Below are 24,206 nucleotides of genomic sequence, written 5' to 3'. Positions count from 1 at the left end.
CCCAACGATATCCGGTCGATCATGCCACTGGCAATGAATGCAAAGCGTCACTTGATGTTGGCTTTGATCGCCGCGAGGGCGTCTTCCTGCGTGTATTCGTGGGTGGCGACGCCACCTTCCTTGATCTTCGGCAGGGCTGCCTCGAAATCGTCCTGGGTGAAGGCGAGATAGGGCACCAGAAGGTCGTGCGGAATATCCTTGCGGCCATCGAGCACCTGCTGCGCCACCCAGAAGGCCAGTGACGAGACGCCCGGCGCGATCGACGCCGACCAGGTCTGGTAGCCGTCCTTTTCCTTCTGCTCCTTCCACCATTTCAGTTCGTCCTGGCGGTTGCCCATGATGATGGTCGGGCGCGGCTTGCCGGCGGCGGCGAAGGCTTGGGCTGCGCCATAGCCGTCACCACCCTGGTCGACGATGCCGACGATGTCGGGCAGCGACGGCAGGATGGTTGCGACCGCCTTCTGCGCCGTCGTCTGGTCCCAGTCGCCGGTCACCGAGCCGACGATCTTGAACTCGGGATGAGCGGCGACGCCTTCGAGAATGCCGGCATGGATGGCATCGTCGATCGAGGTGCCGGCCAGGCCACGGATTTCCAGCAGATTGCCGCCCTTGGGCTGGAACTTGGCCATCTGCTCGACTTCCTGCTTGCCCATGTCCTTGAAGTCGACGACGACGCGGTAGGCGCAGGGTTCGGTCACCGTGCCGTCGAAGGAGACGACGACGATGCCGGCATCGCAGGCCTGCTTGATGGCGCCGTTCAGCGCATCCGGCGACGCCGCGTTGATGACGATGGCGTCATAGCCTTGCAGGATCAGGTTCTGCACCTGCGCGGCCTGGGTCGGCACTTCCTTGTCGGCGGTGGTGAAGATGTCGGCGGCACCGACCACCTTGTCGTCGACCGCCTTCTTGGTGACGATGCCGTAGCTGTCGAGCATCGCCTGGCGCCATGAATTGCCGGCGTAATTGTTGGAGAAGGCGATCTTCTTGCCGCTTGTGTCGGCCATTGCCGTGCCCGAGGCGAGCATGGCCGCCAAGGCGCTCAGGACGAGCAGTTTCTTCATATGATATTCCTCCCGTGGATTGTCGGCCCCGCCGACTGTTGCTGATGGTTTTGGCGTTAGCTGCCTGTTTTTTATCTATTGTCAGACAAATGCAGATGCGCCCGCTTGTCAACTGCGATCGGTGACGCTTTGGCGATCAACTTCAGGTGCGATGATTGAAAAGCCTTCGTATGCTGGTCTAGGGAAGGGTCCAGGAGACCATGCATGGCAGCAACGCCGCCAATTCTAGCCGAAGGCGCGCCCGGAATTCCGGCGCGCTGGACGTCGAGCGCCAAGAGCGGCGTTGGCGCAGCGCTGTCGCCGGCGAGCCGTGTCTGGTTCACGCTCAGCCACGGCATCGTCAATGAGGTCTATTATCCCGGCCTCGACAGCGCCTGCACGCGCGACATGGGGCTGCTGGTCACCGGTCCAGACGGCTGGTTCTCAGAGGAGAAGCGCGACGCCACGCATGTCATCGAACCGTTCGAGGACGGCGTGCCCGCCTACCGGCTGGTGAATACCTCCGCCGCCTACCGGATCGAGAAGCGCATTCTCGCCGATCCGGCGCGCCCGGCGCTGCTGCAGGAGATCATTTTCACACCGCGTCAGGGCAAAGCCGCCGACTACCGCGTCTACGCGCTTTTGGCCCCGCATCTGGTCAATGCAGGCATGGGCAACACCGCCTGGGTCAGCGAGCACAAGGGCAAACCGATGCTGTTCGCCTCCGGGCGCGGTACTTTCCTGGCGCTTGCCTCCTCCCTGCCCTGGGGTGACTGCTCGGCCGGCTATGCCGGTTTCTCCGACGGCTGGCAGCAGCTCAGCCGCGAAGGCCGGCTCGATCCGGCATGCCAACGCGCCGAGGACGGCAATGTCGCGCTGACCGGCGAGATCCGTTTTTCCGCAGGCAACAACAAGGCCTTGCTGGCGCTCGGTTTCGGTTCGACCCCCGACGAAGCCGCCGAAAATGCGGCCGCCAGCCTGAAGCGCGGTTTTGAGCCTGCGGCAAAGACCTATGTCGCGAAATGGCGGAAATGGCAGGCCGGCCTGCTGCCGCTCGACCGCCATGATGTATCCGGCCTCAACACCTACCGCGTCAGCACCGCGGTGCTGGCGACGCACCTGTCGCTGGCCAGACCCGGTGCTGCAGTCGCCAGCCTGTCGATCCCCTGGGGTTTCAGCAAGGGCGACGACGACCTCGGCGGCTATCATCTGGTCTGGCCACGCGACCTGGTTGAAACCGCGGGCGGTTTCCTCGCTGCCGGCGATCCTGAACAGGCGCTGCAGATCCTCACCTATCTCCGTTCCATCCAGCAGCCCGACGGCCATTGGCCGCAGAATGTGTGGCTCGACGGCTCGCCCTATTGGCCGGGCATCCAGATGGACGAATGCGCCTTCCCGCTGCTGCTGGCCGACGCGCTGCACCGCGCCGGACATTTTCCGCGCGCCAAACTCGCCGCCTTCATGCCGATGATCGGGAAGGCAGCGTCCTATGTCGTGCGCAACGGCCCCGTCACCGGGCAGGACCGCTGGGAAGAGGACGCGGGATACAGCCCCTTCACGCTCGCCGTCGAGATTTCGGCACTGCTTGGCGCCGCCGATCTGTTCGACGTCTGCGGAATGCCAGAGCCGGCTAATTATCTGCGCGAAATCGCCGACTGCTGGAACGACCAGATCGAGCGCTGGACCTATGTCAGCGGCACGCCGGAGTGCCGGCAAGCCGGCGTCGACGGCTATTATGTCCGCATCGCGCCGGCCGATGATGCTGGCGCGGCTTCACCGAACGACGGTTTCGTGCCGATCAAGAACCGGCCGCCGGGCGATACCGACAAGCCCGCCGAGGCGATCGTCAGTCCGGATGCGCTGGCGCTGGTTCGCTTTGGCCTGAGGGCAGCCGACGATCCGCGCATCGTCGACACGGTGAAGATCATTGACGCGCAATTGCGCTGCGACCTGCCGCAAGGGCCTCTCTGGTATCGCTACACCGACGACGGCTATGGCGAACATGCTGACGGCGCGCCTTTCGACGGCACCGGCCAGGGCCGTCCCTGGCCGTTGCTCGCCGGCGAGCGCGCCCACTACGAGCTGGCCGCCGGAAACAAGGACAAGGCGGCAAGCCTGCTCAAGACATTTGAAGCGTCCGCCGGGCAAGGCGGGCTGCTGCCGGAGCAAGTCTGGGACGGCCCCAACAAGCCGGAGCGCGAATTGTGGCTGGGCAAGCCGTCGGGCAGCGCCATGCCGCTGGTCTGGGCGCATTCCGAACACATCAAGCTGTTGCGCTCATTGCGCGACAACGCCGTCTTCGACATGCCGCCGCAAGGCGTCAAGCGCTATATCGAGGACAAGACCGGCTCGCTGCTGAGGATTTGGCGCTTCAACAACAAGCTACGCATCATGGATGCCGGCAAGACGCTGCGCGTGGAACTGCTGCAGCCGGCGCAGATCCGCTGGAGCAGCGACCATTGGCAAACCGCCCATGAAATCCACACAGCCGAAAACGCGCTTGGCGTTCATCTGGCGGACTTGCCCGTGGCCCAAATTCCGCCAGGTAACACCATCGTCTTCACTTTTTTCTGGCCCGACGGCGACCGTTGGGAGAATGTCGACTTCACAGTCGGCATTGAAGAACCAGCTCGCACATAGTTTTCCTTTCCTCCAGCGACTAGGACAAGACCATGCAGATCGGAATGATGGGACTGGGCAGGATGGGCGCCAACATGGTGCGCCGCCTCATGCGCGACGGCCATGAATGCGTCGTCTACGACATCAACCCGGCAAGCGTTGCCGGCCTGGTAGCCGACGGCGCCATCGGTGCCACCTCGATGGAGGAGTTCGTCGGCAAGCTGTCCAAGCCACGCAGCGCCTGGCTGATGCTGCCGGCGGCGATCACCGGCAAGATCGCCGACCAGGTCGCAGCGCTGATGGAACCCGGCGACATCATCATCGACGGCGGCAATTCCTACTATCGCGACGCTGTCGACCAGGCCGCCGAACTCGCCCCCAAGGGCCTGCACTATGTCGACGTCGGCACCAGCGGCGGCGTCTGGGGCCTGGAGCGGGGCTACTGCCTGATGATCGGCGGCCCTGATACGGCCGTCAAACATCTCGATCCGATCTTCGCTACGCTGGCGCCCGGCGCCGATGCCGGCGCCACGCCGGACAAGGCTGCGGGCACAGCACCCTTCGGCTATCTGCATTGCGGACCGAGCGGCGCCGGTCACTTCGTCAAGATGATCCACAACGGCATCGAATATGGCGTCATGGCCGCCTATGCCGAAGGCATGAACATCCTGAAATCGGCCAATGCCGGCAAAAGGCCGCGCACGGCAGACGCCGAGACCAGCCCGCTGGAAAATCCGAAATACTACCAGTTCGACATCGACCTGCCGCAGGTCGCCGAAGTCTGGCGCCATGGCAGCGTTATCGGTTCCTGGCTGCTCGACCTCACCGCCGGCGCGCTGAAGAGCGATCCGGGGCTTGCGCAGTTCGGCGGCCGCGTCTCGGATTCCGGCGAGGGCCGCTGGACGCTGAAGGCAGCGATCGACACCGGCGTGCCGGCGCCGGTGCTGTCGTCGGCATTGTTCGACCGCTTCTCCTCGCAAGGCGAATCCGAATTCTCCGACAAGCTTTTGTCTGCCATGCGCTATGCCTTTGGCGGCCATGTCGAAAAGCCGAAGGCCGGCAAGTGAAAGCGGCAGGGGAGACGCGCAAAATGAGCCCGGAACGGTCCGACACGCTGGTGCTCTTCGGAGCCACCGGCGACCTCGCCCACAAGAAGATATTCCCGGCCCTTTACCAGATGGTCGCCAAGGGGACGCTGACCGAGCCGGTGATCGGCGTCGCCTTCGACGCCTGGGACATCAAGCAACTGCAGGCGCGCGCCCGCGACGGCATCGTCAACGCAGTCGGCAAGATCGATGAAAAGATCTTCGCCAAGTTCGCCAACCTTTTGCGCTATGTCAGCGGCGACTATCGCGACGGCGCCACCTTCGAGAAACTGAAGACCGCGCTCGGCTCGGCGCAGCGGCCGCTGCACTACATGGCGGTGCCGCCGACCATGTTCGAAACCGTGGTCCAGGGTCTCGAACAATCAGGAACCGCACATGGCGCGCGGCTGATGGTGGAAAAACCGTTCGGCCACGATCTGCAATCGGCGCGCTGGCTGAACCGGGTGCTGCATCTGGTGTTCGACGAGCAGTCGATCTTCCGCATCGACCACTATCTCGGCAAGGAAGCGATCCAGAACCTGCTCTATTTCCGCTTCGCCAATGCCTTCCTTGAGCCGATCTGGAACCGCAACTTCGTCGAGAGCGTGCAGATCACCATGGCCGAGGATTTCGGCATCGATGGCCGCGGCAAATTCTACGACGATGTCGGCGCGATCCGCGACGTGATCGAAAACCATCTGCTCAACATCCTGCTTCTGCTCGCCATGGAGCCGCCGGTCGGCCGCTCCGCCGACGATCTGATCGACGAGAAGGTGCAGGTGCTGCGCGCCATCCGCACCCTGACCAAGGACGACGTCGTCCGCGGCCAGTTCACCGGCTATCTCGCTGAGCCCGGCGTGAAGCCGAACTCGCCGGTCGAGACCTTTGCCGCGGTGCGCTTCATGGTCGACACCTGGCGCTGGCAGGACGTGCCGTTCTTCATCCGCGCCGGCAAGAACATGCCGGTGCACATCACCGAAGTGATCGTGCGGCTGAAACGGCCGCCGCTCGACGTCTTCGATCCTATCAAGCCGAGCGATGCCAACTATGTCCGCTTTCGCATCGATCCGCAGGTGGCGATCTCGATCGGCGCCCAGCGCAAGGCCCCCGGCGACGACATGGTCGGCGAGCAGGTCGAACTCACCGCGCTCGACGATTCGAAGGGCGACATGCCACCCTATGAGCGGCTGATCGGCGACGCCATGAACGGCAATGGCCAGCTGTTCACCCGCCAGGATGCCAGTGAACTTGCCTGGCGCATCGTCGGCCCGGTGCTTGGCGACACCACGCCGCCCCACATCTACGAGCCGAAGACCTGGGGCCCGGCCGACGCCATGGCCAATTTCGGGCCACCCAACGGCTGGATCAATCCGACTTGAGCAATTCCAGGAAAAGTGTGAGCGGTTTTTCCGCCCGGAATTGCGTAAAAACAAAGAGTTGGAGCATTCCCCGTTTCCCTGAAACGGGGGATCGCTCCAAGTGAGCGGAGGAGACGACATGGCCAAGGCAGCAAAGCCCGCGACGACTGAGGCCGAACCGATCGTGCTGACGATCGATGTCGGCGGCTCGCATGTGAAGATTCTCACCACGGCCGGCGGCAAGGAGCGACGGGCCGACTCCGGGCCGGGCCTGACGCCGCAGCAGATGATCGCCACGGTCAAGACGCTGGCCGAAGGGTTGGCCTATGATGCCATCGCGATGGGCTATCCCGGCCCGGTGCGCAACAACAAGCCATCGCTTGATCCCGCCAATCTCGGCAAGGGCTGGGACGGCTATGATTTTGCTGCCGCCTTCGGCAAGCCGGTCAAGGTTGTCAACGACGCGCTGCTGCAAGCCGTCGGCAGCTATGATGGCGGACGCATGCTGTTCCTCGGCCTCGGCACCGGTCTGGGCGCGGCGATGATCCTCGACAATGTCGGCCAGCCGATGGAACTGGCGCATCTGCCTTACCGTAAGGGCCGCAGTTTCGAGGACTATATCGGCGAGCGCGGCCTGGAGAAATACGGCAAGAAGAAATGGCGCAAATACGTCTTCGACATCGTCCAACGGCTGAATGCCGCCCTGCAGCCGGATTACATCGTCATTGGCGGCGGCAATGTCGACAAGCTCGATGAATTGCCCGCCAACTCCAGGCGCGGCGACAATACCCGCGCCTTCGAGGGCGGCTTTCGACTATGGCGCGACAAGGCGCTGATCGTCTGATAGTATTAAGATTCAGTATAGTTGTTCAAAATGACGTGTGATGCGATGCGAAGTCATTGCGTTACGCAGATTTGGCGATTAGAGCGATTGCACCGGATGGAATCATCTGGGTGCAACCGTACAAATGCGGCAAGACAAATGACTAGAGCGGATTTCCGGCTCCGCTGGGACAGCTCTGGAAGTTTCCGCCACCCCCCTAGCGACGGAGAGATAAATTGGCCGACGACAGCAACGACTCTGACAAGGACATCGACCTGCTCGAATTAACCGCCCATATCGTGTCCGCTTATGTCGAGAAGAACCGCTTGCCCGTTGCCGGCCTGAGCGATCTCATCGCCAGCGTTGCGGCGTCGATCGGCGGGCTCAGCCAGCCGCCGGCGCCGGTGGCGCCGCCGCAGGTCCCGGCCGTCAATCCCAAGCGCTCGGTGACGGCGGACTACATCATCTGCCTCGAAGATGGCAAGAAGTTCAAATCGCTGAAGCGCCATCTCGGCGTTCATTTCAACCTGACGCCCGAGGCCTACCGCACCAAATGGGGCCTGCCGGCCGACTATCCGATGGTTGCCCCCAACTATGCGGCGTCGCGCTCCGAACTGGCCAAGTCGATCGGCCTCGGCCGCAAGGCCGCCGCGGTCGCACCGGCCAAGGCCAAGGGTCGCAAGGCCAAGGTTCCGGCCTGATCATCGGCGCGCCTCGGCGCTGAGCCAACAGTTTGGACGACTGGAACAGAAGCCTGCCGGCGAATGAGCCTTGGCAGGCTTCATGCTTTTGTGGCTTGGATATCAGTGCAAGCTAGGGGGAGCGGCCATGAACTACGCCAGAATGGTGATCGAGAAAGAAGCGCCGGAGGAATACGGTTACGACCGCATCCGCTACAACCTCTCCGAAAGCTCGATCGCCGACCAGAAGCTCTCCGATATCGGCCTGTCGCTGCCGGATCTCACGCTGTTCTATGGCGAGCATCGCGGCGACAAGGAGCTGCGGGCGCTGATCGCGGCGCAGGATTCCGGTATTTCGCCTGACGACGTGCTGGTCACCGCCGGTGCGGCCGGCGCCCTGTTCATCATCTCGACCTCGCTTCTGTCGGAGCGCGACCATCTCGTCGTCGTCCGGCCCAACTACGCCACCAACATCGAGACCCCCAAGGCGATCGGCTGCGCCATCTCCTATGTCGACCTCGACTTCGACAACGGCTTTGCCGTCGATGTCGGCCGCGTCGCAGCCCAACTGCAGTCGAACACCAGGCTGATCAGCGTCACCTGCCCGCACAACCCGACCGGCACAATGATGGCCCGCGCCGATCTCGATGCGCTGATTGCGCTCGCCGAAGCGAACGGCTGCCATCTGCTGGTCGACGAGACCTATCGCGACCTGTCCTATGGACAGCGCCTGCCGGCGGCGGCTTCGCTCAGCCCCAAGGCAATCAGCGTCTCGTCGCTGTCGAAAGCCTTCGGCATTCCCGGCATCCGCATCGGCTGGCTGATCACCAGGGATGCCGAATTGCAGGAGCGCTTCCTCGCCGCCAAGGAGCAGATCGGCATTTGCGGCAGCGTCATCGACGAAGGCATTGCGCGCGGCATGCTGGAGCGCCGTGACGCTTTCCTGGCCGCGTTGCTGCCCGACATGGCCAAGCGCCGCGACATCGTCCAGGCCTGGATCGACCGCGAGCCGCTGGTCGACTGGGTCAGGCCGCAAGGTGGCGTCGTTGGCTTTCCCAGGCTGAATGTCGATGCCAGCTTCGACCTCGACCGCTTCTACGTCAATCTGCTGGAAAGCCACGGCACCTATGTCGGCCCGGGCCACTGGTTCGACATGCCGAAGCGGTTTTTCCGCATCGGTTTCGGCTGGCCGAAAGAGGCGGAATTGCAGGGTGGTTTGCAGGCTATCTCCGCCGCGCTGAGGCAGTAACTTCCGCGTGCAATCGGGCGAGCGGGTTGAAAACTGCTTGATCCAGACCCGATTTTCACGCATACGCGCCCCGAACTTTGATAAGTCTCATTGGCCGGAACAGCGCCCATTTCTGGGAAGTGCCCCGCCGGCCAATGCAAAGCAACGGGGCCTATATCCATGACATCTCCTTCCCAGACGCAGCCCGACCAGCGCTACGCCGCCTTCCGCCACCGCTCCTTCCTGAGCTATTGGGCGGCGCGGTTTCTCACCACCTTCGCCACCATGATCGTGTCGGTCGCCGTCGGCTGGCAGATCTACGATCTGACGCGCGATCCCTTCGATCTCGGCATTGTCGGCATCGTCCAGTTCCTGCCGTCGCTGCTGCTGGTGCTGGTCACCGGCGTCGTCGCCGACCGTTTTGGGCGCCGCCTGATCATGGCGCTGGCGACGGTGACCGAGGCGGGCTGTGCGCTTGTTCTGTTGTATTTCACGCTGCGCGGCCTCGTCAGCCCGCTGCCGATCTTCGTCGTGCTGGCGCTGTTCGGCATGGCGCGCGCCTTTTACGGACCGGCCTCGTCTTCGCTGTTCGCCAATCTGGTGCCGCCGGAGGACTTTGGCAACGCGATCGCCTGGAACTCGTCGGCCTGGCAGACGGCGACCATTGTCGGCCCGGTCGCCGGCGGCCTGCTCTATGGCGTCTCCGCCGAAGCCGCCTACGCCGTTGCCTCGATGCTGATGCTGGTGGCCGGCCTGCTGATCTTCACCATTCCCAAACCGGCCCAGCAGAGCGCCACCGACAAGCCGACGATGGAGACACTGTTTGCCGGCTTCCGCTACATCTGGAGCGAGAAGATCGTGCTCGGCGCCATCTCGCTCGACCTCTTCGCCGTGCTTCTGTCCGGCGCCTCGGCGCTGCTGCCAGTCTATGCCCGCGATATTCTCGAGCTCGGCCCTTGGGGCCTCGGCCTCTTGCGCTCGGCGCCCGGCATCGGCGCCATCTGCGTCGCTGTCTGGCTGGCCGGGCACCCGTTGCGCGACAATGCCGGCAAGATCATGCTCGGCTTCGTCGCAGGCTTTGGCGCCTTCACCGTGCTGTTCGGCGTTTCCACCATCACCTGGCTGTCGATCCTGGCCCTTGCCGGCCTCGGCGCCACCGACATGTTCAGCGTCTATATCAGGGAGACGCTGATCCAGCTGTGGACGCCCGACGAGGTGCGCGGCCGCGTCAACGCCGTCAACCAGGTCTTCGTCGGCGCCTCCAACGAAGTCGGCGAATTCCGCGCCGGCACCATGGCGGCCCTGATCGGCACCGTGCCGGCCGTGGTGATCGGCGGCATCGGCGCGATTGCCGTCGCCGGCCTGTGGGCGGTGCTGTTCCCGCAGCTGCGCCGCGTGCGGCATCTCAACAGCCGCAACTGATCGAGCAAGCCGCTGGGTCCGGCGCTTCGGTCCACCGACAACGGCTGAGATGAGCCGGAAGCGGGATGCGCCTACTCCGACAGGCCTGCCAGACGCCAGCCATCAAGAAAGGGCTGCGCAGAGTTCGGGCTCTTGAACGGTGAGTTCGCTGCGAAATCAGCAAACCTCCAACTTGGATTACCCGCAAGAAATAGGCGGGCTTCCCCCTGCGCCTCAGGAACGCGACCGGCAAGGGCAAGCGCGGGAACCAGGTGCTCCCTCGAGCCCGTCCCGTAGGTTTCTTCCCGGCTCAAGGTCGCAACAGCTTCTTCGTAGCGACCGGAGGAGATCTGAGCCGCTCCAATAATCCAGAAATACCAACCGGGAGGATGAGGATTTAAGCGCAGCGCCTCCGCGCACGCCTTCAGCGCTGCTTGCGGGTCGCCCAAGTAGGTCTGAAGCTCTCCCGTCCATGCTACAGCATCTGCATTGTTGGGATTTTGCCTGGTGGCGGCATCGAACTGAAAATGCGCTTCATCCCAATTCCGCTCGTGGAGATGGACGCAGCCCAGAGCCATGCGAGCGTGAGAGTCGCTGGGATCGATTTCCACCGCCCTTTGCGCGTGCACTAGCGCCTCTGCGCGACGAGGTAGCTGTGGGCCGCCCCAGATAAACCAGCTAAATAGCAGTGAGATGGCAAGATTGCTGTGCCCCTCGCAGTAGTTTGGATCGAGCTGAACGGCACGTTCCAAATCAGCGCACGCCTCACTGGTATCTGATCGCGAAATATTCCATTTGCCTCGCGACCTAACACAGAGATCATAGGCTTCGAGATTTGACGGTCTGGAACGAGCAACAATATTCTTATCACCAAGCTTGCCAGAAATCGCTTCAACAACGCGTCGCGTGACCTCGTCCTGAACGTCAAAGATGTCGGCGATATCGCGATCGAACCGCTCAGCCCAGATGTGATTGCCGCCTTCCAACCCATTGATTAGCTGCACATTGACACGCAAACGTTTGTCGGCTCGTCGTGCGCTGCCCTCAAGTATGTACTTCACCCCTAGATCGCGCGCGATCTGACGGACATCACTGGGCTTGCCCTTGTAGGCGAAGGTGGAGTTGCGGGCGATTACGAAGAAGCCCGGTACATTTGAGAGATCGGTGATGATGTCCTCTGTCAGGCCGTCGGTAAAAAACTCCTGTTCAGCGTCGCCGCTCATGTTGATGAAGGGCAGCACGGCGATGGACGGCTTGTCGAGAAGAGCAAGCGGAGCCGGTGTTGCTCCGCGGCGGGCAGGCACACCGAGCTCCAGCGCATAGACTTGGATCGGCTCGGCAATGTTCTTAAGGACTCTCTCCCCGAGATCACAAATCGCGAGGTCGAGCCGGCTCCGCACCTGACGGTAGGTATCTTCGGACAGGCAGATGGTTCCGGGTTTCGCTATGCCCTCCAAACGAGCAGCGATATTGACGCCGTCGCCCATCAAGTCGCCATCCGCTTCCTCGACAACATCGCCGATATGAATACCGATGCGCAGTTCGATTCGACGCTCTGCCGGCAATCCGGAATTGCGCTCGATCATGCCTGCCTGCAGCTCCATTGCGCAGCGGACAGCGTCAACGCCGCTCCGAAACTCGCATAGCACGCCATCGCCCGTGCTCTTCACGACTCGACCCCGATGAACTGAGATGGCCGGATCGACAAGGTCGCTTCGCAGCGCGCGGACGCGTGCGAGCGTCCGATCCTCGTCGCTAGCCGTCAGACGGCTGAAACCGACAATGTCCGCCACCAGGATTGCCGCGAGCTTGCGTACTTCGGTCATTGCCTGCCCATACCCGAACCTATCACAGCTACGGTCGGGGTAGCCGCGAAGTTTGTGGCCTGCGAGATACGATTGCAATCCGTTCCATTTCTGAACAAGTCGCTCAAGCTGGCCGATCCGGGGTTGAGCGAATGAGGTTTGAGCCTGGAGGGCGCGCACTTCTGCTCAAAAGGTGAGCCGATGCGGCCATACCGTGGAGTCGCCGGTATCGCGCCTCAGCAATCTGGCTTGGCACTAGACCGATGGCGGGGCAGTCACAGGGTGGACATTTCGGCGCACATGGAAAATGATCATGTTGCCCTGCACAATACCGCAGGGCTCTGATCTCGACGACAAGCCTTAAGCGTAGAAGCGGATCAACCGACCTCCGGGTCCAGCGAGGGGGACGCAAAATGGACAATGGGCAATTCCATCGCGAGGCGGGCGGGCAACCCCGTCGAGCGGCCGGCTGGCTTGCCCGGGCCGCCGTGCCGGCGGCTTTCCTGCTCGGCATGGGTTTGAGCAGTGCTTTTGCGCAGGACCAGCAGCTGCCCGTGGTGACGGCGGCCAAGCCGGTGGTCCGTGAAATCGTCGAAGACGACGAGTTCGTCGGCCGCTTCGAAGCTGTCGACCAGGTCGCCATCCGTTCGCGCGTCAGCGGCTATCTGGACAAGGTCAGTTTCCAGGACGGCGCACTGGTCAACAAGGGCGACCTGCTCTTCACCATCGACCAGCGTCCGTACCAGGCGGCTTATGATGCCGCCAAATCGCAAGTGGACGTCGCCAAGTCACTGCTCGAATTCTCCAAGATGCAGCTGGATCGTGCCGACGAACTCGCCAAGACCGGCAACATCTCGGCCGCGACGGTCGACGACCGCCGGCGGGAATATCTTTCGGCACAGGCGCAGATGCAGGGCGCAACGGCTGCGCTGACGTCGGCCAGCCTGAATCTGGAATTCACCGAGATCAAGGCGCCCTTGTCCGGCCGCATCGACCGCCGGCTGGTGTCGGTCGGCAACCTCGTGCAGCCGGATTCCACCTTGCTGACGACCATCGTTACGCGCGATCCGATCGACTTCTATTTTGACGTCGATGAGCGCCTGTATTTCAGCTACGCCCGCGACGCGAAGGAGCGCGGCGGGTCGATGCAGGAAGGCGCCGGCGGGCTCGAGGTGGTGGTTCGCGTCGCCGACCGCGCGGAGGCGGTGTTCAAAGGCAAGCTCGATTTTGCCGAGAACCGGATCGACAACGCGACCGGCACCATGCGGGTGCGTGCAACGTTTCCAAACGCCGACGGCGTTCTCCAGCCAGGCATGTTCGGGCGCATCAACGTGCCGGGGTCGCTGCCGCATAGCGGTGTGCTGGTGCCCGACGAGGCGATCGGCGCCGATCAGGATCGCCGCATCGTGTTTCTGGTGGATGAGGCCGGCATGGTGTCGGCGAAGCCCGTGCGCACCGGCCCGCTTCTCGACGGCTACAGGGTGATCCGCTCTGGCCTGACCGGCAACGAGACGATCATCGTCAACGGACTGATGCACGCCAGGCCCGGCACCAAGGTGAAGGTCGAGATGGTGACGTTGCCGCCCAAGGTCGAAACCGCCGGGTTGCCGCAATGAGGTTCGCCCATTTCTTCGTCGACCGTCCGATCTTCGCATCGGTCGTTTCGATCGTCCTGCTGATCCTCGGCGGGATTGCCTATACCCAGCTGCCGGTCGCGCAATATCCCGAGATCGCGCCGCCGACTATCGTCGTTCGCGCGCAGTATCCGGGCGCCGACGCCGAGACGGTCGCAGCGACGGTGGCAACGCCGATCGAGCAGGAGATCAACGGCGTGGAGGGCATGCTCTACATGTCGTCCTATTCGTCGGGCGACGGGGCGATGGCGCTGACCATCACCTTCAAGCTGGGCACCGATCTCGACCAGGCGCAGGTGCTGGTGCAGAACCGCGTGTCGGTCGCCGAGCCGCGCCTGCCCGAAGAAGTCCGCCGCCTCGGCATCACCACCACCAAGAGCTCGCCCGACCTGATGATGGTCGTGCACATGCTGTCGCCCGACAATACCTACGACCAGCTCTACGTCTCGAACTATGCCCGCTCGCGGGTGCGCGACATACTGCTCAGATTGGACGGCGTCGGCGACCTCATCATCTTCGGCGAACGCGAATATTCGCTGCGCATCTGGCTCGATCCGGAAAAACTGTCCGCCCTGGGGATGACCTCGGGCGATGTGGTGCAGGCGCTGCGCGACCAGAACGTCCAGGTGTCGGGCGGCTCGATCGGCGCGCCGCCGACCAACATGGGCACCGCGTTCCAGTACACGGTCACCACGCAAGGCCGTTTCAACGACGCACGCGACTTCCGGTACGTGATCGTCAAATCGGCCGAAGACGGCCGCCTGATCCAGCTGCAGGACGTGGCGCGCATCGAGCTCGGCGCCAAAGATTACGTCACCAACTCCTATCTCAACGGCAAACCGGCGGTGGCGCTCGCCATCTTCCAGCGGCCGGGCACCAACGCGCTCGCCGCGGCCGAGGAGATCCAGGACAAGATGAAGGAGCTGTCCCAGGATTTCCCGAAGGGACTGAGCTACGACATCGTCTACAATCCGACCGAGTTCGTCGCCGAGTCGATCCAGGAGGTCTACAAGACGATCCTCGAGGCGATGGTGCTGGTCATCATCGTCATCATCGTCTTCCTGCAATCGTGGCGCATGGCGATCGTGCCGATCGTGGCGATCCCGGTGTCGCTGATCGGCACGCTGGCGGTGCTTTACGCCGCCGGCTTCTCGCTCAACATGCTGACGCTGTTCGGCCTCGTTCTGGCGATCGGCATCGTCGTCGACGATGCCATCGTCGTGGTCGAAAACGTCGAGCGCAATATCGCCAGAGGTCTGGCGCCCAATCCGGCGTCGCACCTGACCATGGACGAAGTCGGAACGGCGGTCATCGCGATCTCGCTGGTGCTGATCGCCGTGTTCGTGCCGACAGCCTTCATCCCCGGCATTTCCGGGCAGTTCTACCTGCAGTTTGCGATCACCATCGCGGTGTCGACGGCGATCTCGGCATTCAATTCGCTGACGCTTTCGCCGGCGCTGGCCGCACTGCTGTTCAAGCCGCACCACACTGCTGCGGCGCCGCCGCGCTTTTTCCTGGCGCGGTTCGGACAGTCGCTCGCCGACGGCTTCAATCGAGGCTTCGACAGGCTCGCCCATTGGTATTCGAGCATCGTGCGCGTGCTGGTCGGCTCGCGGATAGCGATCGGCACCATGCTGGCCGTTTTCGCGGCCCTCATCTACGCCACGGTCTACATGGTGCAGACGGTGCCGCGCGGTTTCATCCCCTCGCTCGACCAGGGCTATGCGATCGTCGTCGTCCAGTTGCCGGACGGCGCGTCGCTGTCGAGGACCGATGCGGTCATCCAGCAGGCGTCGCAGATCATCCAGAAAACCCCAGGCGTCGACTACGCAGTCGCCTTCGCCGGCTTCTCCGGCGCGACCTTCACCAACGCCAGCAACGCGGGCGTGATCTTCGCCAGGTTCAAGCCGTTTGACGAGCGACTGAAAGAAGGCCAGTCGGCGACCAAAGTCATTGGCAATCTGTTCGGCAGCCTGCAAAGCATCAAGGAAGCCTTCATCATCGCACTGCCGCCGCCGCCGATCCGCGGCGTCGGCAATGCCGGCGGCTTCAAGCTGCAGATCCAGGAGCGCAACAGCGCCGACATGCGACAGATCCTGGCGCTTGCCTACGAAATCGCCGGCAAGGCAAACAAGACGCCAGGGCTGACGGGCGTGTTCACCACCTTCTCGGCGTCGAGCCCGCAATTCTTCCTGGCGATCGATCGCGACAAGGCGCGCATCCTGAACGTGCCGATCCCCAACATCTTCGAGACGCTGTCGATCAATCTGGGCACCGCCTACGTCAACGACTTCAACGCTTTCGGGCGCGTCTACCAGGTGCGGGCGCAGGCCGACCAGGCGTTCCGCCTCGATCGCGCCGACATCTTGAAACTGAAGGTGCGCTCGGCGACCGGCGCGCTGGTTCCGCTCGGCACGTTGATCGAGATCCGCGACGTCACCGGCCCGGCGCTGGTCCAGCGCTACAACATGTACGTCTCGGTGCCGCTGCAGGGCAACGCCGCGCCCGGCGTTTCCACCGGCGATGCGCTGGCCAAGATGGAAGCGATCACGGCACAGACGCTGCCGGCCGGTACCTCCTATGAATGGACCGAGCTCGCCTATCAGGAACGCAACACCGGCAATGCCGCTGTCTATATCTTCGGACTGTCGGTGCTGTTCGTGTTCCTGGCGCTGGCGGCGCAATATGAAAGCTGGGTGCTGCCCTTCGCCATTGTGCTGGTGGTGCCGCTCGGCGTGCTCGCGGCATTGCTCGGCGTGTCTTTCCGAGGGCTGGACAACAACATCCTCGTGCAGATCGGCCTCATCGTGCTGATCGGGCTTGCCGCCAAGAACGCGATCCTGATCGTCGAATTCGCGCGGCAGGCGCAGGAACGCGGACTGTCGGTCACTGAAGCTGCCGTCGAAGCCTGCCGGCTCAGGCTGCGGCCGATCCTGATGACCGCCTTCGCATTCATCCTCGGTGTCGTGCCGCTGATGATCGCGACGGGCCCGGGCGCCGAAATGCGCCAGTCGCTCGGCACCGCAGTGTTCTCCGGCATGCTCGGCGTCACCTTCGTCGGCCTGTTCCTGACGCCGGTGTTCTACGTCACGCTCAGGTCGCTGTTTTCACGGCGCACGCCGCATGCCGAGGCCGAGCCTCCCGCACCGGCAGAGGCGCCATCGGAGACAGCCGCCGAGTAGGGTTCCACGGGTCGTCGCGCTGCTGATTATTTCGTTTTGGTGTTGAATTCACGGTTTGCCGCATAGTCGATGGTGAAGGTGCCCGCAGGAGCGCTAACGCCCTGCTTCACGTTGGATATAGTGACTGTCGTGGTAAGGCCCTTCTCGTCAGTCAGGCTCCATCTGCGTAGATCGAGCGATTCCCTGTCAAACACCATCGTGATGTTCGAATTGCCGAAGGCCGACTTGTCGGCCAGCTTGATGATCACTTGGGCGCCATCTTCCCTGATACTTTTGAGGCGATTGCCGGAAAAGTTGACCTGGTTGTCGAGGAGCAGCTTAAGCGGCGTCTTCGAGAGAGCATAAAGCCGCGATGTCTTGAGCTTCTTGTTATAGACCACCAGGGATTTTCCATCCGCAATTACGCTGACTCCTGATTGGCCTGCATAGTTGAACCGGATCTTGCCCGGCCGCTGAAGAAAGAATCTTCCTTTGGTCCTTTCCCCTCTTGGGCCCGACTGGACAAAGTCCCCGGACATGGACTTTACCGATGAGAAGTGATCGGCAATCGTCTTCGCTTCTACCGGTGCGGCCGAGACCGCGGTCGCAAGTTCGACGTCTATCGCGACAGCGCTGACAACGGCAAACCAGAAAGCCAGCAGTCTTTTGATGTTATATGCCATTCAGTTATCCTACCCCGAGCAGGCGCGTGATCGAAAGAGATCACGCGCCCTTTGAAATCAGTAGCCGTCCGGGCACTGTGCAACGTAAACTCGACCGTTCCGATCGCGATATCTGCACTGGCCGGCCTCGCTGGCGTGCCCGATGACCGCCCCGGCCAGCGCTCCGACCGCCCCGCCAACAACCGCCCCTTTCACCGGGTCGCCGGCCACTGCTGCGCCTATAGCTGCGCCACCCAAACCACCGACGGCAGCGCCTTGTTCGGTGCGGGAGCATGCCGCGAGCGGTATGAGTAGGCTCAAAATGAGCAGCGTCTTCTTCATTGGTTCTCTCCTGGGGCCATTATTAGCCGAAGCTTAAATGCGCCACGCAGTTTTTCGATCCATCAGCGTGTTTGGAGCGCAATCCGAACCTACGGGAACGGGTTAAGGTCCCGGATCCATCATCCACGCATACCGGACCTAAGTCGTCTTTGGACAAGCTCGACCGTTCAGAGTAGTTGGATTTTACTCTATCCCTCAGCCGGCTTGCCGAAGATCAGGCCCAAAAACTCGCTTAGCCAGCGCTTCAGATGCATGTCCCAGATCAGCCGGCCGCCGAGATGGTCGCGGCCGGGCTGCGCGCCGGGCAGCTCGAAACGATGCGCGCCGCGCACCACCCAGCGCTGCATCATCAGCCGGGTCAGCTCGCCATGGAACTGGATGCCCCAGGCATTGTCGCCATAGCGAAAGGCCTGGTTGGGATAGGTTTCCGCCGTCGCCAGCAGCGTCGCATCCCTGGGCAGCGAAAAGCCCTCACGGTGGAACTGGTAGACCATGTCGGGCCAGTGCAGCAGCTTTTTGCCGGCTTCGGTGGATTTGAGCGGATACCAGCCGATCTCGACCAGGCCTTCGCCGTGGCCCTCGACCTTGCCGCCGAGATGGTTGGCCAGCATCTGTGCGCCAAGGCAGATGCCGAGGAAGGGCCGGTTCTCGCGCAGCGGCACATTCAGCCAGTTGGTCTCGCGGCGGACGAACTCATCCTCGTCATTGGCGCTCATCGGCCCGCCGAACACCACGGCGCCGGCATGCCCTTCCAGCGTTTCCGGCAGGCTGTCGCCCAGCGGCGGCCGGCGGATGTCGAGATCGAACCCTTCCTCGAGCAGCATATGGCCGACCCGGCCGGGGCTCGAAGTCTCCTGATGCAGCACGATCAGGATCTTTGGTTTCGAGCTCGGTCTAGGCGGCATGGAGAGCTGGGATCCTATTCGTCGCTCGACGTTCCGCTGGCGCCGGGCGCGGCGGCCGCCGCCTTGCGGCGCGCCTCGATCCGGTCCTGTCGCTCGACGCCGATCAGTTCGGCGACGCGCCAGACGGTGTTGTCTTCCAGCTCGTGCAGTTCGCCGTCGGCATAGACGATCTCCCACATCAGGCCGATAAAGGCCTTGCGCGCCTCGGCGTCGAGATGGCGTTTCAACACGCTGGTGAAGGCATAGAGGTCGATCGCCTCATTGTCGGCGCGCTCGCCCGCTGCGGCCAGCGCATCGAGTTCGTTGCCGCTGATCGAATAGCTCTCACCCAGCACCTGCTTGAACCGCTCCCACTCGACATCCTGGCGCACGCCGTCGGCGTTCATCACATGATAGAGCAAAGCCGACGCGGCAACGCGAGGATCGTCCGCATTGGCGCGAGTTCCAGCGGCACCCGGCAGGTCTTTCAGAAAGGACAGAACGCGTTCGAACATGGTGCTCACATCACTTTATTGGAGCATGATCTTTTCCAAAAACCGGTATCCACTTTTTGGGATCATGCTTCAGGGTTCAAAACAGGCGGAACCGCCGCGGTGACTTCTCCGCTTCGTCATCGGGGTCGACACCGGGGTCGTCCGGCAACCGGATGACCTCCTCGGCCGGCTCGACCGCTTCGCTATCCGCCGGCACGGCGGCAAAAGCGGCGGCAGTGACCGGCGTGACATGGTCGTCGCCCGCCACAGGCTTCGGCTCAATTGGCGCCTCGCTGGTCGTTTTGGCGACGGCTGGATGGTCGATCACTTCGGCTTCTTTTGCCGGCTTGGCGGGGGCCGCAAGCACGGGCACAGTGGCTTCCGGCGTTTCCTCATGGCTGTCGATGAGCTGGCCGAGCCGCTCCATCGGCGCGCGCCAGGCGAAGGCGTCGAGCTTGCCGCTGACCGGCGACACCGGCGCCCAGCGTTCGGAGACGACGCCGTCGGCGACCCAGGCCGGATCGCGCGGCGCCCGGACCGCCTTGGACAGCAATTGCCTGATCTTGCCCTGGTCGCCGGTCTCTGCCTCCTCGATGTCGGCCAGAAGCAGGTAGGCGCCTTCCCGCCGATCCATGCGGATCGCCGCCTCCGCCTCGCGGCGGGCGGTGGAAAAATCCTGCGCGTCGAGGGCCGCGCGGGCGACGGTCATCGACGATTCGGCGTTGTTGCGCTTCAGCTCCTGCAACTTCTTCGCCCGGTTCAGGCGGTCGACCACCGCATCCCCCGGTCGGGCATGAGTATAAAGTTCGGATATTTCCGGATGCGGCTCGGCCTTCCAGGCGGCTTCGAGGATCTTCGAGCCTTTGCGCACATCGTTCTGCTTGAACAGCAGGCTCGCCGCCGCAACCGCGGCCGGCGCGAAATCGGGCGCCAGCTTGTTGGCCTCAATGGCCGCTGTCCTGGCCGCATTGGGGTCGCTGTCGGTCAGCGCCTGCGCCTTGGCGGTCAACAGCACGGCGCGGCGGCGGTTGGCAGCGTCGCGTTCGATCTGGCGCGTCGATTTCTGGGCCTCGACCAGCTTCAGCGCGCCGTCCCAGTCGCCGCGTCCGGTCAAATCTTCCAGCGTCGATTCGGCGGCCCAGGCCAGTTGCGGCGCCACGGCTGCGGCGCGGCCGGCATAGTGGCGCGCCGCGTTACGGTCGCCGAGCCGCTCGGCTTCGAGATAGAGCCCGCGCAGGCCGAGCAGCCGCATTTCGGGATCGTCGAGCATGGCTTCGAATTTCTCGCGCGCGCCTTCATGGTCGCCTTCGAGCAGCGAGGCTTGCGCTTCGAGCAGATGAATCAGCGGCTCCTGGTCGGAGCGGATCAGCTTGGCGGCTTCCTTGGTCTTCTTGCGCGCCAGCGCGCCATCGCCGGCGCCGGCGGCGATCATGCCGGTCGACAGCGCCTGGTAGCCGCGGTCGCGGCGCCGCACGCGGAAATAGCGCGAGATCGTATACGGGCTGTTCCACAGCGACTTGATCAGCCACCAGACGATCATCACCGCGGCGACGACGGCAACGATCGCCACCGCCGCCACCATCAGGCTGACCTGATACTGGTAGCCGTTGAAGGTGACGACCATCTCGCCGGGCCGGTCGGCCAGCCAGGCAAAGCCGAGGCCGAGCGCGAAGACGGCGGCGAGGAAGATGAGAATGCGGATCATCGTGTCGTCCTCATGCCTTCATCGCGCCGGCTATGAGCGCATCGACCTGCGTTTCGACCTCGATGCGCGCCTTCAGTTTGCCGGCAAAGTCGGCGCCGGCCGCCTTGACCGCGTCCGGTAGCGACGCATATTCGCTGAGCGCCTTGGCGTAGTCGCCCTGGTTGACCGCCACTTCGAGGCGCGCCACGGTTTCGGGCGCCCCGGCGCCTTCTACGGCACCGATCGGCCGCACCTTGACCAGCGATTCGGCGCTCGACAAAAGGTTCTGGAAGAAGCCGGCATTTTCGTCGACCGGGGTCGCGGCAGCGACCATCGCATTGGCTGCGGCATCGACCTCGCCGGCGATTTCGGTGCGGGTTGGCACGCCTTTCTCGGCATAGGGACGCAGTGCCGCAATCTCAGGTGCATTGGGCGAGATCGTCGCAAAAGTCTCCAACTCGGCGGCGAACGGCGCGCCGCGGTCGAGCGCCGCCTTCAGCGCCGAAGCGGCGATGGCCATCGCGATCTTCGGCTGCGACGCCTGCGCATCGACCTTGCCGGAGAGCTGCGTCACCGACTGTTCAAGTGCAGCGATCTTGCCTTCCTGCGTCTTGGCTGCATCGCCGGCCGATTTCACCAGCGCATCCAGACTTGAAAGCTTCTCGTTGAGCGGCGCGAGATCGACCGGCGCCGCGTTGCCGGCCTGGCCGAGCGCGGCGACCGCCGTCTCGATCTGCTTGACCTTGTCGCCGAGCGCGGCAAGCCCGGCATTGTCGCCCGCGCCGCCTTGCTCAACCGCCGATTTCAGCGCCGTGACATCGGCCTTCACCTGATCCAGCGCCGTCGACAGACCGTCGACCTTGGCCGTTGCAGCGCCATTGCTGCTGGCTTCCCTGAGGTCGGCGATTTCGCTCTTCAGCGAGGCGATCTCGCCATTGACGCCGTCGAGCGAGACGGTGCTTGCGCCCGAACCCGGAGCGCCGAGCACGCCGGCGAACTGTAGCCCGCCGGCGGCAGCCAGCGCGATGACACCGCCAATGATGCCGGCGGCGATACCGTTCGAACGCTTCGGCTGCGCTGCCATGGGCTGGCTCCTCACCTCGGCTGTCTTCGGCGTTTCCTTAGCTACACCCGGCTTGGGCGAGGCATCCTCGAAACTGTAATCGGAGGTCTTGGCGCGTGGCGGCGCGTCCGAGGCGGCGGGATAAGGCTTTTCCGGTTCGGACATCTTGGCTTCGGCGCCCTCCAACGCCGCCTGGGCCGCGGCGTCGGAATGTTCCCACGGCTCGAGATCGGCCTGGTCGGCATGAACCGGCTCGTCTGGCGTCTCCGCCTGCGCATCGGCCACGGCAGCCGCTTCCTCGGGCATGACCGATTCGGCGGGGGTCTCGACTTCATCTGCCTTGGCGGCATCCGCATCGACAATGCGCGAGACGGCGCCGGGTTCGAGTTCGATGGTCACCGGCTCGCGGCGGCTCTTCGAATGTCGCATCTTCGGCGTCTTGACCATGCCTGGGGCTCCGCAATCCTGCTTCGTCTGGGCGCCCGATGGCGCGTGATGGTTTAAAAAATGGTCTAGCACATCATCATCAGGTGAAAAGGGGCGGCGTGATGACACGGGGTTCAGGCGCCGTCGTGCAACAGCTCAAGCAGCGCCTCCTCCTGCGGTTCCCGCGCAACGCGGATTTTTTTGCCGGCGGCATCGCCGAACGCTGACGCTATGCGCTCGGAGAGAGCAAAAACCTGTGTAGCTTCAAAGAGATCGCGCAGGTCCGGTCGCTTTGCCAGAACCTGCATCGCCGCCGCCGCCTTGGCCGAATAGAGCAGCACCGCATCGACCGCCCGATCGGGCAGGCGCGCACGGATTTCACCGTCGGAATAATCGAGCGAAATCGTGTCATAGGTCTCGATGGCGCGAACCTCGACGCCGGCCTGGCGCAGCCGTGCCTCGAAGGCCGGAAACCGCACGCGTCCCGTGAGATAGACGATCGCCTTGCCGGAAAGACCGGCGGCAATCGCTTCGGCCAGTTTCTCGGCGTCGCCCGGCCCTTCGCTGACGGACAAAAACCCTGCCGCGCGCGCCGCTTCGGCCGTTCTGTGGCCGACCGCATGGCAAGGCAAGGCGGCGAGCGCGGCGATGAGGTCTGCCGGCGCATGGCGTAAGGCATTGGCGCTGGTCACCGCGACGGCATCGCCGCGGATCGCATGGGCGCCGACTGGCAGCGCCACCGTTTCGGTCAATGGCAGAAGAATCGGCTCAAATCCCAGCTCCTGCAGCCGCCGCACGGTGCGCGATGCCCCGGGTTGTGGCCGCGTCACCAGGATCCGCATGTCATACCCAGCCGTCGAAGAAGCTTTCGCCGGCCTTGACGCGAACCATCCTCGCGGCGTCCGCGCCGATATCAACGGCATCCAGCGCCAGGCCTTCGGCCTTGACCTCATGCGATTGCGTGCCATCGGGCGAAATGATCAACCCGGCGAAAACCAATTTTCCACCCGCTATCGTCGCATAGCCGGCGATCGGCGTGCGGCAGGAGCCGTCGAGCGCCGCCAGAAAGGCGCGTTCGCAGCCCAGCGCCTGGCCCGTCGGCACGTCATGGATGGCGCTCAGTATCTTTTCGACGGCGCTGTCGCCGATGCGGGTCTCGATGCCGATCGCACCTTGCCCCGGCGCCGGTGGAAAGGCGTCGAGCGGCATCAGATCGGTGACGACGTGGCCGAGTTCCAGCCGCTTCAGCCCGGCATGGGCCAGGATCGTGCCTTCGGCGACGCCCTCATCCAGCTTGCGCAGCCTGGTCTGCACATTGCCGCGAAACATCACCACGTCGAGATCCGGCCGCATGCGCCGGATCAGCGCCTGGCGCCGCAGCGACGACGAGCCGACCTTGGCGCCCCGAGGCAGGTCGATGATGCGCTTCGCGGTCTTGCCGATAAAGGCGTCGCGCGCATCCTCGCGCGGCAGAAAAGCGGAGAGTTCAAGCCCGTCCGGCAGCACCGTCGGCATGTCCTTGGAGGAATGCACGGCGATGTCGATGGCCCCGGCCAGCAGCGCCTCTTCTATTTCCTTGGTGAACAGGCCCTTGCCGCCGGCTTCCGACAAAGGCCGGTCCTGGATGCGGTCGCCGCTGGTCGAGATGACGACGACCTCGAACGCTTCCGCCGGCATGCCATGCGCTGCCATCAGCCGCGCCTGCGTCTCATGCGCCTGGGCGAGTGCCAGCGGGCTGCCGCGTGTTCCGATTTTCAAAGTTTGCATGGCGCGCGGTCCGTGATAACCCCCGGCTGGCTTTGCGTTTCCGGCGCTCT

19 protein-coding genes are annotated in these 24,206 nt (G+C 63.7%); 9 read left to right on the top strand and 10 right to left on the bottom strand.

Annotation, left to right across the window (positions count from 1 at the left end; genetic code table 11):
• Positions 1 to 47: 47 nt before the first annotated feature.
• A complete protein-coding gene (locus tag AC1DYJ_RS05780) occupies positions 48 to 1,061 on the bottom strand; it encodes a substrate-binding domain-containing protein (protein ID WP_477288638.1) in 1,014 nt (337 codons plus the stop codon).
• Between the two features lie 204 nt (positions 1,062 to 1,265).
• On the opposite strand from AC1DYJ_RS05780, the gene AC1DYJ_RS05775 reads away from it, so the two are divergent.
• The 7 genes from AC1DYJ_RS05775 to AC1DYJ_RS05745 all read left to right on the top strand — a co-directional run bounded on the left by AC1DYJ_RS05775 (position 1,266) and on the right by AC1DYJ_RS05745 (position 10,255).
• Entirely contained in the window at positions 1,266 to 3,680 is a 2,415-nt protein-coding gene (locus tag AC1DYJ_RS05775; protein WP_477288636.1) for a glucan 1,4-alpha-glucosidase, read from the top strand.
• Between the two features lie 32 nt (positions 3,681 to 3,712).
• Entirely contained in the window at positions 3,713 to 4,726 is a 1,014-nt protein-coding gene (gene gnd, locus AC1DYJ_RS05770) for a phosphogluconate dehydrogenase (NAD(+)-dependent, decarboxylating) (protein ID WP_477288634.1), read from the top strand.
• A 23-nt stretch (positions 4,727 to 4,749) separates the two neighbouring features.
• On the top strand, positions 4,750 to 6,123 hold the full coding sequence (gene zwf / locus AC1DYJ_RS05765) for a glucose-6-phosphate dehydrogenase (protein ID WP_477288632.1): 1,374 nt from the start codon (positions 4,750 to 4,752) through the stop codon (positions 6,121 to 6,123).
• A 118-nt stretch (positions 6,124 to 6,241) separates the two neighbouring features.
• Complete coding sequence (locus AC1DYJ_RS05760) at positions 6,242 to 6,946, top strand: ROK family protein (RefSeq protein WP_477288630.1); 705 nt, start codon at positions 6,242 to 6,244, stop codon at positions 6,944 to 6,946.
• A gap of 215 nt (positions 6,947 to 7,161) precedes the next feature.
• Positions 7,162 to 7,626, top strand: coding sequence for a Ros/MucR family transcriptional regulator (locus AC1DYJ_RS05755; protein ID WP_477288628.1), 465 nt, complete (start codon positions 7,162 to 7,164; stop codon positions 7,624 to 7,626).
• A gap of 127 nt (positions 7,627 to 7,753) precedes the next feature.
• The gene (locus AC1DYJ_RS05750; RefSeq protein WP_477288627.1) at positions 7,754 to 8,854 is read left to right on the top strand and encodes an aminotransferase class I/II-fold pyridoxal phosphate-dependent enzyme; all 1,101 of its coding nucleotides are present in this window, start codon (positions 7,754 to 7,756) and stop codon (positions 8,852 to 8,854) included.
• 159 nt (positions 8,855 to 9,013) lie between these two features.
• Positions 9,014 to 10,255, top strand: a complete 1,242-nt coding sequence (locus tag AC1DYJ_RS05745) for an MFS transporter (RefSeq protein WP_477288625.1) — start codon at positions 9,014 to 9,016, stop codon at positions 10,253 to 10,255.
• 71 nt (positions 10,256 to 10,326) lie between these two features.
• Here the strand turns inward: AC1DYJ_RS05745 and AC1DYJ_RS05740 are convergent, their stop codons facing one another.
• On the bottom strand, positions 10,327 to 12,060 hold the full coding sequence (locus AC1DYJ_RS05740; protein WP_477288623.1) for an adenylate/guanylate cyclase domain-containing protein: 1,734 nt from the start codon (positions 12,058 to 12,060) through the stop codon (positions 10,327 to 10,329).
• Between the two features lie 491 nt (positions 12,061 to 12,551).
• On the opposite strand from AC1DYJ_RS05740, the gene AC1DYJ_RS05735 reads away from it, so the two are divergent.
• Together AC1DYJ_RS05735 and AC1DYJ_RS05730 are read left to right on the top strand one after the other, a co-directional pair.
• Complete coding sequence (locus AC1DYJ_RS05735; RefSeq protein WP_477288653.1) at positions 12,552 to 13,655, top strand: efflux RND transporter periplasmic adaptor subunit; 1,104 nt, start codon at positions 12,552 to 12,554, stop codon at positions 13,653 to 13,655.
• Complete coding sequence (locus AC1DYJ_RS05730; protein ID WP_477288621.1) at positions 13,652 to 16,855, top strand: efflux RND transporter permease subunit; 3,204 nt, start codon at positions 13,652 to 13,654, stop codon at positions 16,853 to 16,855. Before AC1DYJ_RS05735 ends, AC1DYJ_RS05730 begins: the two co-directional genes overlap by 4 nt.
• A 26-nt stretch (positions 16,856 to 16,881) precedes the next feature.
• Here the strand turns inward: AC1DYJ_RS05730 and AC1DYJ_RS05725 are convergent, their stop codons facing one another.
• From AC1DYJ_RS05725 to hemC, 8 genes are all read right to left on the bottom strand, one after another.
• Positions 16,882 to 17,517 (bottom strand): LolA family protein, encoded by a 636-nt coding sequence (locus AC1DYJ_RS05725; protein WP_477288619.1) that lies wholly within the window; start codon positions 17,515 to 17,517, stop codon positions 16,882 to 16,884.
• 57 nt (positions 17,518 to 17,574) lie between these two features.
• Entirely contained in the window at positions 17,575 to 17,838 is a 264-nt protein-coding gene (locus AC1DYJ_RS05720) for a YMGG-like glycine zipper-containing protein (protein WP_477288617.1), read from the bottom strand.
• 188 nt (positions 17,839 to 18,026) lie between these two features.
• Entirely contained in the window at positions 18,027 to 18,743 is a 717-nt protein-coding gene (locus AC1DYJ_RS05715) for a glutamine amidotransferase (RefSeq protein ID WP_477288615.1), read from the bottom strand.
• 14 nt (positions 18,744 to 18,757) lie between these two features.
• Positions 18,758 to 19,237, bottom strand: a complete 480-nt coding sequence (locus AC1DYJ_RS05710; protein WP_477288613.1) for a tellurite resistance TerB family protein — start codon at positions 19,235 to 19,237, stop codon at positions 18,758 to 18,760.
• A 76-nt stretch (positions 19,238 to 19,313) separates the two neighbouring features.
• Entirely contained in the window at positions 19,314 to 20,921 is a 1,608-nt protein-coding gene (locus AC1DYJ_RS05705) for a heme biosynthesis HemY N-terminal domain-containing protein (RefSeq protein ID WP_477288611.1), read from the bottom strand.
• A gap of 10 nt (positions 20,922 to 20,931) precedes the next feature.
• A complete protein-coding gene (locus AC1DYJ_RS05700) occupies positions 20,932 to 22,410 on the bottom strand; it encodes a COG4223 family protein (protein WP_477288609.1) in 1,479 nt (492 codons plus the stop codon).
• Between the two features lie 113 nt (positions 22,411 to 22,523).
• Positions 22,524 to 23,231 (bottom strand): uroporphyrinogen-III synthase, encoded by a 708-nt coding sequence (locus AC1DYJ_RS05695; RefSeq protein WP_477288607.1) that lies wholly within the window; start codon positions 23,229 to 23,231, stop codon positions 22,524 to 22,526.
• A 1-nt stretch (position 23,232) separates the two neighbouring features.
• Positions 23,233 to 24,156 carry a hydroxymethylbilane synthase gene (hemC, locus tag AC1DYJ_RS05690; protein WP_477288605.1) on the bottom strand — a complete coding sequence of 308 codons (924 nt, stop codon included), beginning with the start codon at positions 24,154 to 24,156 and terminating at the stop codon, positions 23,233 to 23,235.
• Positions 24,157 to 24,206 lie beyond the last annotated feature (50 nt).

It is taken from the genome of Mesorhizobium sp. P2_B11 (assembly GCF_056404855.1).
Note: the sequence above shows the minus strand (reverse complement) of the source record. Positions and strands in the feature narration are given on the sequence as shown.